Genomic DNA, 14,347 nt, shown 5'->3' on the forward strand with positions numbered 1-14,347 from the left:
CGACCCCGCAGACTACGGACAGTACGGCAACCTGACTCCAGCCAGCCAAGACCCCTACGGCGACCCCGCAGACTACGGACAGTACGGCAACCTGACTCCAGCCAGCCAAGACCCCTACGGCGACCCCGCAGACTACGCCGGTACCGACTACGGACAGTTCGGCAACCTGACTCCGGCCAGCGAAGACCCCTACGGCGACCCCGCAGACTACGTAGCGGATGCTGGAATGTTCGGCAACCTGACTCCGGCCAGCGAAGACCCCTACGGCGACCCGGCGGATGAGGAAGGGTTTAGTTAACTACCAGCCGGGAAGTCTTGGGCGTATATTTAGAGGGGATTAATCAGAGCGCGGAACCCCGTACCCCGTTGGGAATTACTCCTTGGGATGAAAGGCTCGTCGGGTTTCGGTACCGAAACCGACAATTATTCTTTTATACCCCAAGATGCTCGGGAAATACTCTGATACTATATTAGCGAGTGGGGGTGGAACTACCTCACTATAAAAAGCCTTTGAAAAAAAGGAAAAAGAAGCCTGCGGTCTAACTGTACTCAGTTGACCGTCAGGTTTGTTCACTTGATTAGAGTCGATGCCTCAATTGCTTGAGGACACATCTCCTTCAATTAGGGTCGATGCCTGTGTTACCACACGACACCTCTGGTTCAGAACGCGGACGTGCAGCTTTCACTGCATCCGGCTCCTAGTCTGACACCTAGTAAGTCGGGTTTAACCCGCTGTTCGGACTCTCACCTGACCATGAACGGTCTGATGCTGGTGACATTCACGATGTAGAACTTCCAAATTTATAGGTTTCCAATTGTTATGGTTGCCGTCGATATGGTGTAGTTCTGCAATATCACCTGACATGAACGATATATTACATTCTGTACATTTGTGATTCTGTTTCTTGAGAAGTCGTGCCGTTATCCCATCGTAGTGAGCATTCTCTCGTTTTGACCAATAAACAAAATCGCCATCATAGGGTGATTTATCTCCCTTGACAATGACAAACTTGCAGGCTGACCAACTAACCGCAGGAAGTGCTCTTTTTATAACCTTATTGGTTTGATAACGGTTGTATCTTCCTTGTTTCCGAATGAATTTCCATAACCAATAGCGCAGTGACCACAGGTTGTGTTGACTCATATCGCAGAATCTATGGTAATTTCTCCACCCTCTTAGCACCGAACCACAGTTGTTGATTCGATGTTCGAGAGTGAAACGACTATCTTTTATCACTTTTTTAACTTTTGCCTTAATGCTAATTGTAGCTTTTTGACTTGGTGTTGAAATGAATTTACCCGACAGGTTTAACTGAGAAGTTCCACCCAAGGAAGTCGCAACCATCTGTACTATGTACATTTGTGACAAGTTAAGAAAAAGTGCAAATTGTCAAGGGGGTAGACCAACAAAGGTAAAATGGGATGAAACCTTTACCGGGCAAGCAGTTGAGCGATAATTGAACCAGTTATGAGTCGCAAAAAACGAATCAACCGAGATCATGAAAAGAAAAAAAACGTCCCCAAGTAGAAAATGAAGTAATCGCGAATCACCTGGAAGATTTATTAATTCCGGCAATGGCGGCCCAAAAAAGTTTTTATCGGCAACTAAATCTAAGAGATAGAATTCTGACACTACCATTAATGATGGCAGCAATATTAAGTTTATTATGGCGACCCGTAGCAGGAGTAACAGAATTAACCAGATTATTAAATAGAGAGGGATTTTTATGGTGTGAGCCACAAAAGATTAGTCAACAAGCATTATCGCTCAGATTTTTAACTTTGACCGCATTTTTATTTGAAAAAATATTTAAACAATTACTACCTCATTTTCGACAAAAATGGTTAACAAGAAAATCAAGACCATTACCAGATAGCGTACAATTTGCCTGAAAAAACTTTTAAAATATCTGGATAGCTGACGGCTCAACATTAGAAGCATTGTTTCGTAAACTCGAAATTTTATCAGATGTGCCAATTGGTCAATTAGCCGGAAAATGGGAGTAATCATAGACCTAGTAACTCATATTCCCGAAGAAATTTGGTTTGGGAAAAATCCCAAACAAGCAGATACTAATTGGGAGGAAGATTTACTAAAAACAGTTAAGCCTAAAACCTTACTATTATTGGATCGAGGCTTCTATCACTTCGCTTTTTGGTCACAAATAATCGAGCAAGAAATTGGATTGCTCACTCGAATTAAGAAAGGTGCATTTTATTAAATCGAGCGGGTATTAACCAATACTTATGATGTCAAATACCAGATAATTAAAATAGGTGCAGGCACAAAACAGACACCATATCTGACTATAATTTTAGTACAAATTAGCTCCAAGACTTCCTGGCGATTTTATCTAAAAACTGTCCGAAAACCCGAAGTATTGCCCCCTATGTAGTAGCAGATTTATATCAAAAACGCTGGCGAATAGAAAACGCATTTTGTACAGTAAATAGACTCCTAAATTTAAGTTATTTATGGACAGGTTTGTCCAACGGAATCCCGATCGAGATTTGGGATACTTGGCTATTTTATGCGGTTTTGGTAGACTTAGGAGATGCCGTTGCGGATGAATTAGGAGTGTCAATGGAACGTGTTTCATTAGAAATGATTTATCGGGGAAGGTCTCATTTTTCTGTGGCATATCAAAAAGGATTAGCTTCTGACCTAGTTAAGTATTTTGCCTACGCTAAAAATCAAGATGTAGGGATTGTTAAGCTAGGCATGAAAACCTCATGTCAGGCTAATTATTTCTCCTTTCCATGGAACTCAAAGAAGTCCCTAACAATTTTTTTTCAACAATAAAGGAACAAATGGAGTCATATTTTAATTGGGTCAACAGGTAAAATATGAGTAAGATTACTCATTGACAATAGTGCTTTTAGCTTAACTTGTGAGTAATGCTCAATTATCGATAAAAGAAACCTAGCTGACGCACCCTACTGAAGCCAATTAGTCCTAGGGTGCGTCAGAAGAGAGTCTCTTAATTATCGATAAAAGAACCCTAGCTGACGCACCCTACTGAAGCCAAAACCCCAATGATTCTAATGGGAATTTAACCTTGACAAACGGGCGGGTTTCAGGTTGAGATTCTCAACCGACTTGTTCGATATACTGAGCGAGATCGTCACGCAGGCGGCTGAGTTCGGCTTCGGTGGTGACGCGCACGCGATCGTCCCGAACCGTAATCAGCACTTTCGCAGCAAAAGGAGTTGGCCAGATATTCGGGTTGCAGAAAACCTCCAAAAAGACATCTCCTGCATACCGATATTCCATCGGTTTTTGGGGAGAAGCTTTAGCGCCAGCGGTTTTGGCTGCTACAGCTTTCAAGCTTTCCATCAAAGCTGCAATTTCGCTTTGCAAATCCCGCGCGGCTTGCGGGGAAAAGCTAAAGGAGACAGAACCTTCGACTAAATTCAGTGTCAGCGGAGAAAGAGACATGGGCAATGAAATTTAACATACTATTGTTAATGATAAAATATACAATAACCTAAAAGAAGTACCAGCCAACTAAATTGGGCGGCGAAACTGCTATTAATTAAAATTTGTCTCAAGAAGCTAGGCTAAATTAATGAATATAAATCTAGTCGCAAGCTAGATTCAGCAAGAGTTTTAACCTGTTATGACTTGATAAGCTTTAAACTAGAAACCAGAAAACTTGACGGCCGAGCGAGGAGATTTTATGGTTGCCGATAACCGTTCCGAAGTCCGCAAGGTTTTAATAATTACCTTATTGCTAAATTTGCTGGTGATGGCAATTAAAGCAGCGGTGGGATGGCTGACTGGTTCCCTCAGTTTGCTGGCAGATGCTTTGCACAGCGTCACGGACAGCGCTAATAATATTTTAGGATTGGTAACTAATCATTATGCCAATCCGCAGCCCGATCGCGATCATCCCTACGGACACCAAAAATTTGATGCTCTCGGAGCTCTGGGAATAGCTGCGTTTCTGGGAATTGCCTGTTTTGAAATTCTCAGCGGTGCTGTTGAAAGGCTGATTAACGGGGGTAAAGTTGTCAAAATATCCCCAAATGAACTGTGGATTTTGTTGATTGTACTGGGAATTAATATTTTTGTCACTTTTTACGAGCGCAGGGTTGGCCAACGTCTCGGTAGCGCGATTTTAGTGGCTGACGCTCAGCACACGATGAGCGATGTTTGGGTGACAATTATGGTCATCGGCGGGTTGATTGGTGTTTGGCAAGGGCAGGTTTGGAATATACCTCAATTACAATTCCTGGATGTGTTTTTGTCTTTTCCTGTGGCTATTTTGGTGTTTAGCAGCGGTTGGAAGGTTTTAAGGGAAAATCTGCCTTGGTTGGTGGATGAAATGGCGATCGCACCGGAAGTTATTCACGCGATCGCGATCGATGTACCGGGGGTTGTCAACTGTCACTCGATCGCCTCCCGTGGGGTTGTAGGGCGTCAAGTATTTATTGATATGCACATGATTGTCGATGCTGTCGATGTAGAAACTGCTCACGGGATTACAGAAGAAGTAGAAGCCCGTTTGGAAGAACGTTTCAGCCCTGTACGCATCTTAATTCACGTTGAGCCGCCGGCTTACGAGTCCGACCAAATTAGCTACGATGCTGAAAAATGAAGGCACAACCAGTGATTTTGACACGGATACACGGATTAATTGAAGAATCGGGAAAGTATTTTTACTTACCGCAATTCCTCCAATTTTTTAAATCCTATCAATCGGGTGAGAGCGATCGCACTTAATTTAGTAGCAGTTTTCCACAGGAAAAGGGGGGTTTTCCACAGAAATCGGCAAGTTTTCCACAATAACTTTGATAATTATCGGGCAAAAGACTATTGGTACAAGTGGCCAGTTTTTTGGATTTCTACGGCCATTTTCTGTCGCAAGTCCCAAGGTAGCAGAATTTCGACTTCTGAACCTAAAGCTCGCAACCACCTCAGCGGGTAGTAGTCTGTTTCTCGGTAAGTGACTTGGTAGTAAGCATCGTCGGTTGGGCGAGACTGGAGGATTTGTAAAAGTGCCGATCGATGTTCTGGGTTGGGAGTATATTGTGTGATTAATGTGGCGGCGCGATCGCAGTCTATGGCGGTAAAAGTATTGTGGATGGTGATTCCTTGCATATAACTTTGATGAAAAGTGCGATCGAACCGCAATACCATCAGCGCAGTGTCTTTATAAAAATCGCAGCCCCAAGCTTCTTTTAACATATCGTTAACTGTTTTGGGAGTTGGCAGGTTATTTTCCTGATATTTTTCCTTGAGTAATTGGGGAACGCGAGAATCTTGCCAATCCAAGGACTCTAGACGTTTTGAAATTATGCGATCGAGCCGATATTTGTACCAATTAATTTCACCTCTGGGGGTGCTGCCGTAGGCACACAAATATTTAGCTCGATCCATAAAGTAAATACAAACAGGATAAACAACGCACTCTTTAATCTGATTTTGATGAGCGCTGCGATAAGTTAATAGCAAAGGAGCGATATTTTGAGAATCCCACATTTCCTGCAACTCGCTCTGAAATTGATCGACAGCATCTTGCATGGGACTAGATTCGGGTACGAGATAATCAACGTACAAAAAGACGCGGTGATTATCTTCATCAACTACCTCTTCTGAAAATTGGTCGGCCAATAAAGGCAAACTTGGGTCGAGAAAACTAAACATCCCCAAAGTAGCAGCGAGATAAGCCTGCGTTTTTGGAGTCAAATTGCTATCTGTATTGGGGTTTTCTGTTTGACTAAAAATTGGCGGTATTTGTTCAACTCGACGGTAGTTTTTACTTCTACCAGTCACGCTGGTTAATCGTTGCAGCAAATTTCGACTTACCAAGAAATCGAAGTCATTTTGCAGCGATTTTCGCACCTGAGCGAATAACTTTTCTGCCAATAGATTGTCTAAATCAGCATCGGCAATAGCTATTTGTTTTTGCAAAGAATGCCGCCACTGGTTTACAGATACATTCCATTTTGTCAACCACTGTTGCGTTGTTTTTTTGCAAGCACAATTGGGGTCTGAATAGTTAAGAATATCTTCCTGCTTTTCATCTTTGTAATTTTTGCCAAAGAAAGCTTCGCGCCAATCAGCATAGGTAAAGGGGCTGCTAAGGGCAATATATCCCTCGTCGCTGTACAGCCAACTTACCAAAACCCATAACCTGATGGCGCGGGTGAGATTTTGCATTTGGTCGAGAGTTCCGTTGGCGAAATCCTCTAGGAGTCTGGGGTGTGGCGGATTGCGAAATGTTGGGTTCATGGTGGGTTGAGGGATTTAAATTGTGTTTTATAGCGTAAGGGCGATCGGAAGGGGGTGTTTCCGATAGTATGCAATAATTGGCGTACAAGTTGAGCAAGACGGAGAGACAGGCTTTATGAGTACATCTGAGTTCGACAAGTACAAAGTTGACCACCTGTTTTTGCTGATTGGCGAGAACCCTTTGCCTAACTATGTAGCAGCGAGACTTTTGTTAAATCCAGGAGGTACGCCCTACCTTGTGTATACGACTGGTACAGAGAAGCCAGCCAAGTGTCTGCAAACAATATTGAGTAGGGAACCAATTGGTTTAAAGACAGCTCAACTTGTGCCGCTCAACGATGGCGAAGCTGATGCCTATCAGATTCAAAAGGCAATTCGCTCTAAGCTAGAAACTATCAAGGATGGAAAAATTGGATTGAATTATACGGGCGGTACGAAGGCGATGGCTGTACACGCTTACAGAGCAGTTTTTAGCAAAAAGTCTCCTGATACTGTTTTTAGCTATCTCGATCCGCGCAAGCTAAAGATGTGCATAGACAGCGAGAACACTCCCATCAAACCGATCAAAGTGAAACCAGAAGTGATCCCCGTCGAACTTGCCAAAGTGTTTCAAATACACGGATGGACGTGGCAAGACAAGTCAGATCCTATTGACAAGCCGGAATTACCTGAAGCTGCAAAAGCCTTTGCTGAATTTCATAATAATGGTGATTTAGTGCAACTATGGCGTGATTGGTGTAATGAAGTTTTGCGGAAAGCAGCAAGAGATGAAAAAGATAAAAATAAATGGAAAAAGGAAACTAAGCTAACAGAGATTTCTACTTTGAGCCTTGAGAAACTGAAGTCTAAGGAAAACATCATGAGTACCTTGAGTCACTTAGGAGTTGTGGGTGAAAATTTATCACTTCATGCTATCAAGGAGAAAGGAATTAAAAGCTTAGAATCTGCCTGTAAATGGTTAGACGGCGAATGGTTAGAGCATTATGTTTTACAACAAGTGCAAGAAATTCCTGAAGACTTATCTATTTACGATAGCGCTACTTCATTTTGGATTCGGAATCCAATCGATCCGAAAAATACTAAATTTCAGTTTGATGTTGCCTTCATGCGAGGATATCAGCTATTTGCGATCTCTTGTACAACGATCGCTCGTAAATCTGATTGCAAGTCGAAGCTATTTGAAGCTTACATCAGAGCGCGACAACTCGGTGGGGATGAAGCGCGAGTGGCTCTAGTATGTTGTGCTAGCGAAAAAGATGTTAACGCCCTTGAAACAGAAATTGTAAATGTTTTTAACCCGGCTCCCGAAAGTGGGCAAAGAAACCACAAAATCGCCGTATTTGGACGTGATGACCTAATGGATTTAGCGAGCAGGATTGCAGAATGGATTAAGCAAAATGATGAGGATGCAAGATGAAAAATTTTACTGTCACTGTACTAGACACAACAGGAATTCAACCCTACATTTTTGGTAGTAACCGCCTGCGCGAAAATATTGGTGCCTCTTACCTAGTTTCTCAGGCAACAGATGACTGGGCTAGAGAAGCTTTAGATACCTTCGCGCGCCAAGATATAAATCGCAAAGTTTATGCTTTCAATCCTAAATATCCTAAAAAGCATCAACCAGATGCCAAACCACGTATTGAAGATGATGGACTAGCTGCTGAATTAGTTTATGCAGGTGGCGGCAATACAGTATTGTTGTTTTCAGACAAGCAATATGCCGTGCAATTTACTCAAATTTTGAGCAAGCGAATCTTAGAAGAGGCACCAGGAATTAATCTTCTAGCTGTTCATCAAGAATTTGATTGGGATAGTCAATCTCTATATGATGTCGTTCAGAATTTGATGAAAAATGACTTAGATGCCAAAAAGCGCAGCCGGATACCCTCTGCACCATTGCTGGGTTTGGGTGTGACTGCAACTTGTCGATCGACTCAGTTAGTTGGCGTAAAGATGAGCGAGCCATTTGAGGATGACGCACCCTATCTTATTTCAACAGAGATTGATGCAAAACTCAAATTGGTTCCTCAAGCTAACGATAAGTTGCAACAAATGTTTGTCACTTCTTTAGGTTCCTATGAATTCCCTCTAAGAACAGACGAGATGGGTCGTTCTGAAGGAGATTCCAGCTATTCGGCTGTGATTCATGCTGATGGCAATGGTATGGGTAAACGCTTTCAAAAGTTTGGCAAAGATAAGTGTAATCGAGACTACATTATCGCCATGCGGGAACTATCCCACAGCGTCAATCAGGCTGGTATTGATGCGCTGAAAGAAGTGGTAGAGATACTGGTTAAATCAATTAAGGTAGATTCCGAGGGAAAAAGAAAAGTAAAGGGTCAGTTTGAGATCAAAGATAATTACTTGCCCTTCCGTCCTCTAGTCTACGGTGGTGATGACATTACCTTCGTTTGTGATGGAAGATTGGGATTAGAACTCGCGGCAATTTTTTTGCAAGAATTTGAGAAACAGCTAGTTGTAGGCAATGAAAATGGTAAAAATCCTCTCACTGCCTGTGCAGGGATATGTGTTGTTAAGACTCACTATCCCTTTGCACGAGCTTATCAACTAAGCGAAGATTTGTGTCGCAAGGCTAAAGGGTTTGTTAAAGATGAGAAAAAATTTGGTAAAGAAGATTTCTCAGCTTTGGATTGGCATTTAGCAGCCAGTGGATTAAGCGGTTCGATTTCTGAAATTCGTCAGCGCGAATTTCAAGTACCCGCAGGTAGTTTATCAATGCGGCCTATCAGTTTAAAAAAACAAATCGATAGCGATTGGCGTACTTGGGAGGGCTTCACAAAAGTAGTCAAACACTTCAATGAAGATGAGGAATGGAACGGTCGTCATAATAAGGTGATTGCTTTAAGAGATGTACTGCGACAAGGAATTGATGTAACTCAGAAGTTTCTCAAAAACTACAGAATAAAGGATGAGCAACTGCCAACTTTCCCAGAATCTAGTGGTCGTAGTGAGAATTTAGCTAAAGATGGTTGGCTAGATAGAGTTTGTGGTTATTTTGATGCCATTGAAGCAATGGACTTTTATATCTCACTGAGGGAACAATCAAATGCCGATTTACCAAATGAAAATCAAACTGCTGAGTGATACAACTTTTGGACGGGGAGATGGAGTCGCAGGTTTAATTGACCAAGAAGTCGAACACGATCCTTTTGGTTTTCCGTACTTGCGGGGACGTACTCTCAAGGGATTGCTGAGCGAAGAAGGCGATAACTTAATTGCAATGTTGACTAATCATCGCCCATCTTGGGAAAGAGTTGCTTGCGATTTGTTCGGTACGTTGGGTAGTACCATCGGGACAATGGGTGCAGTTCATGTAGGCGATGCTTGTTTGCCAGAGGATTTACGTCAAGCTGTTGCTTTCCAGATTAAGGATGAAACTTTAACAAAAACAGAGGTACTTGATTCGCTAACAAGTATCCGTCGTCAAACTTCTATAGATCCACAATCTGGTACACCGGATGAGGGGAGTTTGCGTTCATTTCGCGTAGTTTTGCGCGACCTTAGTTTCACGGCTGACTTAATTTTTGAGAAGAGGCCAAGTGATGAAATGCTATCGCTTTTAGCAGTTGGTGCGTTGGCACTCCGACGCTTGGGTAGCGGACGCAATCGAGGTCGGGGTCACGTGCAATGTACGTTACATGATGATGCAAACGGTGATGACATTACGCATCACTATGCTAACTATTTTGCCAAAAAAATTAAGGAGAAAGTTGCATGAAAGCAATTACTTTAACATTACAAACTCAGCAACCAATTCTCGCCACTTCATTTCAAGGCGATCCCAACAGCGATGTATCGTACTCTTACATTCCGGGCAGTATGATTCGCGGTGCAATTATTGGGCGTTACATGAGGCAGCATCACTTGTCCGAACTGGATTTAACCAATAAGGATGTGAAGCGACTTTTCTTTGATGCCAATAGTACCCGCTACTTAAATGCTTATCTTTTGAGTTACGAAAAGCAACCGCAACGCACTCTTCCCCTACCTTTATGTTGGTTCAAGGATAAGGATGCAGAACTTAAGGAGGATTTACCTATAACTGTCTATGATTTCAGTATTGAGAGAGGAGACGATCCAGAAACTCCTAAATCTGTGGGTGAATACTTCTGGACTAAGGAACGGGGAGTTGTCAAATTATACAAGGAAAAGCGGCGGATTAATATTCATAATTTTCGCGATCGCCAAAAAGGACGTTCTACAGATAATCAAGGTGAAATTTTCCGCTACGATGCCCTAGATGCGGGACAAATCTTTCAATCAGTCATTCTCTGCGAAGATGAAGACGTAACAGCAATTCAAGATTTATTAGCAGAACCTAACTTATGGTTAGGAGGTTCTAAAAGTGCTGGATACGGACATACCAAGATTATCGATCCAAAACCTCTTAATGCTTGGAATGAAATTGGAGTTCCTGCAGAAAAACGCGAAGATAATGACGAAGTTTTAAACATTACACTTCTCAGCGACACGCTTTTAAGGGATGAATGCGGTCAACCTGTAGCAGATCCGATGTTAATTAAACAAGCTGTCGAGGAAATGTTAAATATCTCATTGCCTGAACCTAGCAATATTTTTGCTGGTAGCACTTTAATTGGTGGATTTAACCGTAAATGGGGATTGCCTTTACCTCAAGTGCCAGCATTGGCAGCAGGAAGTGTGATGGTTTTTGAAGGTATTGAGATTAATGAATCACAAATTCAACAACTTGAAGATCGGGGAATTGGAGAGAGAAGAGAAGATGGTTTTGGTCGAATTGCTGTAAATGGGCTGAAAAATCTTCTTTTTTCAGCCAGTTTAGCGAAGTCATCTGATACATCTAGTTTGCCTCCCTTGAAAGATGAAGCATCAAGGCTTTTGGCTGAACAGATGGCACAAAGATTATTAGAGCAAAAACTAGAGGAGTATCTTCAAAAAAAGGTTGGACCTTTAAGCTTGGATGATGGCATCAGTAACAGCCAACTGTCAAGACTACAATCTGTTGCACGACAAGGGCTTCCCAATGGGGATTGTAGTTTAGTTATCTCGCTGCTAAACAACTTACCATCGAATGCTAAGAGTCAGTTCGATCGCACAAAAATAGGTAATGAATCAGACAAAAAATCCTTCAGGCAACAGCTAGACGAGTGGCTGGGGAATCCGACTGATTGGATTAATGGAATAGAAGTAAAAATTGCTGATGTAGAGCGCAAGTTTGATGACGATCGCGCCAGAGAGGATAAGCTAGCTGAAAAATATACGCTGCGGCTGATTATGGCGGTAGCGAAGAAGGCAACTAAGGAGAAAAAATGATGACTAAAGAACGTCTAAAGCGCTGTCACCGCCCGATCACCCAACGCATCATTGTACGGGGTACGTTAATCTTAGATACGCCGACTTGCTTGGGAAGCGGTGACGCAGAGAGTCCAACGGATATCGCATTGCTGAGAGATAGCGTGAGCGACTGTGCGCTTTTAACTGGTGCATCGATTGCAGGTGCTTTGCGAAACTACTTGCGGGAGTACCAACACGGATACGGTGTAGAGGAACAAAAGGGCGATCGGGCTACTAACTTATTTGGTGGTACTCGTCGCGATCCTGAAGGCGAACAAAGTCCATTAATTATCAATGATGCTATTAGCAGCACTATCCCGACTGTGGAATTAAGAGATGGTGTAGAAATTGAACTCACAACTGGCACAGCCAAACCAGGCCATAAATATGACGTGGAACTGTTAGCGGCAGGAACAGAATTTCCGCTCTACTTTGAATTGCTCATAGAAAAAAATAAAGCTCAGACAGAACAGCAACCATTAATTAATTGTTTAGCATTAGCCTTAGAAGGTTTAGAACGAGGTGAAATCAGTATTGGCATGAAAAAGCGGCGCGGTTTTGGTCGCTGTCATGTCAAAGAGTGGCAGGTTTGGAACTTTCATCTGGAAGATCCTGATGAGCGAATGGTATGGTTAAAGTTTGAGCATTGGTGTAGGGAGTTATTGCCCGATCGCGAAACTTATTCATCAATTGCTACAGCTCTGGGAGTATCATTAGAGAATGAGGAAGATAAGCGCGATCGCTTCCTCATCCACGCCGAATTCAAATTAGTCGGTTCTCTCCTGATCCGTTCCGGTCAAGATTCTACTGGACGCGCCCCTGATGTTGTACACTTAAAATCTCATCGACATAACGAAACTAATCCAGTATCAGTATTATCTGGTACGAGTTTAGCAGGAGTATTACGACATCGTGCTGAGAGGATTATTAATACCCTTGAGAAGCCAACAAGCATCATTGATGAAGTATTTGGCCCTGACTTTAGCAAGGATAAAAGCAAACAGGCAAAAGCAAGCCGTTTAGTTGTCCATGAAAAAGTTATCAAAGATGCAACTGAATTAGTACAAAATCGGATTGCGATCGATCGCTTTACAGGTGGTGCGTATCACGGTGCATTATTTGAGGAACAACCTATCTTTGGTGGTGATAAAACCATTGTCACTATTGAACTAGAGTTACGCAATCCATACAACCATGAAATTGGATTATTGTTACTCTTGCTAAAAGATTTGTGGACAAGCGATTTACCTGTTGGAGGTGAAAGTAGTATCGGGCGGGGAAGGTTACAGGGAAAAAACGCAACCTTGACCCAGTATATCTGGGATCGGGAAAAAAAGTTACAGCATAAAGAGGTATGGACGATCGATCAAACAGGTGAAAAAGAACCCCTTGTAGTGAGCGATTCTGGTAGATTAGAAAAATTTGTTCAAAAATTAGTCAATTATCCAACTGAGGTATTGAATGCTAATGAATAAACCCGATTGCAAAACCCTTGAAGATACTCAGGATATTATGGATACGCCTTCTTTGTACAACTGGTTACAAGCTAAGGCAAAGCAGTATCAATTTCAAAACTTATTAGCTCATGGTGACGATAGAGTAATTTGGTTATTAGCTCATGCTGATGATGGAGTAATTTGGGGTAAATTTAGAGGCGATGACTACAAGTTGGTGACATCAGGAGATGAGGATGTATTTCCCCAATTGGCTAAATTGCGATCGCCTACTCTCCAACAATGTCGAATCTTTGGTGAAAATGCTGAAGTTATGCTTTGGAAAGTCGGTCAAAACTGGAAAGCACGTCTAGTTCAAGATGACAATAAACCAGAATGTCTACCAGATGAAGATCAAATCCTTTGGGGAACTCAAGTTGAGAAAGAATCAAATGGATTTAGTTTAGTTTCCGATGGTTCTCAAGGATTAAAACACGCTGTACCTTTAACTGCGATTACTTTGAAAGGTAAAGATTCTCGCCCCTTACGTTTGAAAGTACGTCATTATATTGATTATGATGAGAGCGGTGTAGCCAGAATTTATCTGAGTCGCCTGGTAGATTTATATTCTCATCCAAAAAAGTAGATTGTAGTAACCAGTTATGTAATTTCAAAAACACTTGTTAAAATAGGAATACATTGCATCAAGGAGGGAATTATGATCGCCAATCGTGAACAAGATCAAAAAATGACGGCGGCAGAATACCTAGTATGGGAAGCCAAGCAGGAACTTCGCCATGAATACATTGACGGCGAAATTGTAGCGATGACAGGAGGCTCTCTACCTCATAATGACATTGCTCTTAACTTATACAGGGCTTTGTACCCTCATTTGCGTGAGAGGGGCTGTCGAGTTAATGTGTCAGATGCGAAAGTTCAGGCTCGTAAAAATAGTCGCTATTTCTATCCCGATTTAGTTGTCAGTTGCGATCCTGATGACTTGAAATCACGAGAATTTATTCAAAAACCGAAAGTTATTGTTGAGGTTCTTTCTCCGGGTACAGCCAATTACGATCGCACCAAAAAACTCAAATATTATCGCCAGATTCCGAGTTTGCAAGAATATGTCTTAGTTGATTCAGAAGAAATAGTAGTTGAGGTTTATCGTCGAGGAGAAGGTAAAATGTGGCTTTATTATGAGTATGAAGCTGGGGAGGCAATTTCTTTAGAAAGTATTGAGTTTGAATGTGCGATCGAACTTGTGTATGAAGGGGTTAGTTTTGAGCAAGAGTTACAGAATCAATAGAGATTAAGTGAAATTACTGAACTATAAGGAGAT

General features: G+C 42.1%; 15 protein-coding genes. 12 read left to right on the forward strand and 3 right to left on the reverse strand.

Annotated features, from left to right (window positions below):
* On the forward strand, window positions 1-298 hold a 298-nt coding region (locus tag QT973_RS17270), incomplete at its 5' end, for a translation initiation factor (protein ID WP_333391783.1).
* Between the two features lie 426 nt (window positions 299-724).
* On the opposite strand, the gene QT973_RS17275 is transcribed toward QT973_RS17270, so the two are convergent.
* Window positions 725-1,345, reverse strand: coding sequence for a group II intron maturase-specific domain-containing protein (locus tag QT973_RS17275; RefSeq protein ID WP_333051724.1), 621 nt, complete (start codon window positions 1,343-1,345; stop codon window positions 725-727).
* Between the two features lie 230 nt (window positions 1,346-1,575).
* On the opposite strand from QT973_RS17275, the gene QT973_RS27070 reads away from it, so the two are divergent.
* From QT973_RS27070 to QT973_RS27080, 3 genes are all read left to right on the forward strand, one after another.
* Window positions 1,576-1,893 (forward strand): hypothetical protein, encoded by a 318-nt coding sequence (locus QT973_RS27070; RefSeq protein ID WP_445243037.1) that lies wholly within the window; start codon window positions 1,576-1,578, stop codon window positions 1,891-1,893.
* A 104-nt stretch (window positions 1,894-1,997) separates the two neighbouring features.
* Window positions 1,998-2,222 carry a hypothetical protein gene (locus tag QT973_RS27075; RefSeq protein WP_445243038.1) on the forward strand — a complete coding sequence of 75 codons (225 nt, stop codon included), beginning with the start codon at window positions 1,998-2,000 and terminating at the stop codon, window positions 2,220-2,222.
* A 263-nt stretch (window positions 2,223-2,485) separates the two neighbouring features.
* Complete coding sequence (locus QT973_RS27080; protein ID WP_445243039.1) at window positions 2,486-2,803, forward strand: hypothetical protein; 318 nt, start codon at window positions 2,486-2,488, stop codon at window positions 2,801-2,803.
* 288 nt (window positions 2,804-3,091) lie between these two features.
* On the opposite strand, the gene QT973_RS17285 is transcribed toward QT973_RS27080, so the two are convergent.
* The gene (locus tag QT973_RS17285) at window positions 3,092-3,439 is read right to left on the reverse strand and encodes a hypothetical protein (RefSeq protein ID WP_015174783.1); all 348 of its coding nucleotides are present in this window, start codon (window positions 3,437-3,439) and stop codon (window positions 3,092-3,094) included.
* A gap of 241 nt (window positions 3,440-3,680) precedes the next feature.
* Here QT973_RS17285 and QT973_RS17290 point away from each other — a divergent pair, with 241 nt between their 5' ends.
* Window positions 3,681-4,601, forward strand: a complete 921-nt coding sequence (locus QT973_RS17290) for a cation diffusion facilitator family transporter (RefSeq protein WP_333270230.1) — start codon at window positions 3,681-3,683, stop codon at window positions 4,599-4,601.
* Between the two features lie 215 nt (window positions 4,602-4,816).
* Here the strand turns inward: QT973_RS17290 and QT973_RS17295 are convergent, their stop codons facing one another.
* On the reverse strand, window positions 4,817-6,238 hold the full coding sequence (locus QT973_RS17295) for a TIGR03985 family CRISPR-associated protein (protein WP_333391785.1): 1,422 nt from the start codon (window positions 6,236-6,238) through the stop codon (window positions 4,817-4,819).
* A 115-nt stretch (window positions 6,239-6,353) separates the two neighbouring features.
* Here QT973_RS17295 and QT973_RS17300 point away from each other — a divergent pair, with 115 nt between their 5' ends.
* The 7 genes from QT973_RS17300 (at window position 6,354) to QT973_RS17330 (ending at window position 14,314) form a co-directional block, all read left to right on the forward strand.
* Window positions 6,354-7,655: a Card1-like endonuclease domain-containing protein gene (locus QT973_RS17300; RefSeq protein WP_333391787.1), complete on the forward strand. Its 1,302-nt coding sequence runs from the start codon at window positions 6,354-6,356 to the stop codon at window positions 7,653-7,655.
* Window positions 7,652-9,346, forward strand: coding sequence for a Cas10/Cmr2 second palm domain-containing protein (locus QT973_RS17305; RefSeq protein ID WP_333391789.1), 1,695 nt, complete (start codon window positions 7,652-7,654; stop codon window positions 9,344-9,346). Before QT973_RS17300 ends, QT973_RS17305 begins: the two co-directional genes overlap by 4 nt.
* Window positions 9,324-9,980: an RAMP superfamily CRISPR-associated protein gene (locus tag QT973_RS17310; protein ID WP_333051711.1), complete on the forward strand. Its 657-nt coding sequence runs from the start codon at window positions 9,324-9,326 to the stop codon at window positions 9,978-9,980. The genes QT973_RS17305 and QT973_RS17310 overlap by 23 nt, the downstream gene beginning before the upstream one ends.
* Window positions 9,977-11,554 (forward strand): RAMP superfamily CRISPR-associated protein, encoded by a 1,578-nt coding sequence (locus tag QT973_RS17315; protein WP_333391790.1) that lies wholly within the window; start codon window positions 9,977-9,979, stop codon window positions 11,552-11,554. The genes QT973_RS17310 and QT973_RS17315 overlap by 4 nt, the downstream gene beginning before the upstream one ends.
* Window positions 11,551-13,050 (forward strand): RAMP superfamily CRISPR-associated protein, encoded by a 1,500-nt coding sequence (locus tag QT973_RS17320; protein WP_333373739.1) that lies wholly within the window; start codon window positions 11,551-11,553, stop codon window positions 13,048-13,050. The genes QT973_RS17315 and QT973_RS17320 overlap by 4 nt, the downstream gene beginning before the upstream one ends.
* Window positions 13,043-13,654, forward strand: coding sequence for a type III-D CRISPR-associated protein Csx19 (gene csx19 / locus QT973_RS17325; protein WP_333231247.1), 612 nt, complete (start codon window positions 13,043-13,045; stop codon window positions 13,652-13,654). The genes QT973_RS17320 and csx19 overlap by 8 nt, the downstream gene beginning before the upstream one ends.
* Window positions 13,655-13,726: 72 nt before the next feature.
* Window positions 13,727-14,314: a Uma2 family endonuclease gene (locus QT973_RS17330; RefSeq protein ID WP_333391792.1), complete on the forward strand. Its 588-nt coding sequence runs from the start codon at window positions 13,727-13,729 to the stop codon at window positions 14,312-14,314.
* The last annotated feature ends 33 nt before the right edge of the window (window positions 14,315-14,347 follow it).

The organism is Microcoleus sp. Z1_A1 (genome assembly GCF_036700305.1).
Taxonomy (GTDB): Bacteria; Cyanobacteriota; Cyanobacteriia; order Cyanobacteriales; family Microcoleaceae; genus Microcoleus.

Excerpts from the sequence above, each read along its gene's own strand:
- QT973_RS17330 (WP_333391792.1), top strand. The coding sequence starts at position 13,727 with ATGATCGCCAATCGTGAACAAGATCAAAAAATGACGGCGGCAGAATAC.
- QT973_RS17290 (WP_333270230.1), top strand. The coding sequence starts at position 3,681 with ATGGTTGCCGATAACCGTTCCGAAGTCCGCAAGGTTTTAATAATTACC.
- QT973_RS27070 (WP_445243037.1), top strand. The coding sequence starts at position 1,576 with ATGGCGGCCCAAAAAAGTTTTTATCGGCAACTAAATCTAAGAGATAGA.
- QT973_RS17320 (WP_333373739.1), top strand. The coding sequence starts at position 11,551 with ATGATGACTAAAGAACGTCTAAAGCGCTGTCACCGCCCGATCACCCAA.
- QT973_RS17285 (WP_015174783.1), bottom strand. The coding sequence starts at position 3,439 with ATGTCTCTTTCTCCGCTGACACTGAATTTAGTCGAAGGTTCTGTCTCC.
- QT973_RS17300 (WP_333391787.1), top strand. The coding sequence starts at position 6,354 with ATGAGTACATCTGAGTTCGACAAGTACAAAGTTGACCACCTGTTTTTG.
- QT973_RS17310 (WP_333051711.1), top strand. The coding sequence starts at position 9,324 with ATGAAAATCAAACTGCTGAGTGATACAACTTTTGGACGGGGAGATGGA.
- csx19 (WP_333231247.1), top strand. The coding sequence starts at position 13,043 with ATGAATAAACCCGATTGCAAAACCCTTGAAGATACTCAGGATATTATG.
- QT973_RS17305 (WP_333391789.1), top strand. The coding sequence starts at position 7,652 with ATGAAAAATTTTACTGTCACTGTACTAGACACAACAGGAATTCAACCC.
- QT973_RS17275 (WP_333051724.1), bottom strand. The coding sequence starts at position 1,345 with ATGGTTGCGACTTCCTTGGGTGGAACTTCTCAGTTAAACCTGTCGGGT.
- QT973_RS17315 (WP_333391790.1), top strand. The coding sequence starts at position 9,977 with ATGAAAGCAATTACTTTAACATTACAAACTCAGCAACCAATTCTCGCC.
- QT973_RS27075 (WP_445243038.1), top strand. The coding sequence starts at position 1,998 with ATGGGAGTAATCATAGACCTAGTAACTCATATTCCCGAAGAAATTTGG.
- QT973_RS17295 (WP_333391785.1), bottom strand. The coding sequence starts at position 6,238 with ATGAACCCAACATTTCGCAATCCGCCACACCCCAGACTCCTAGAGGAT.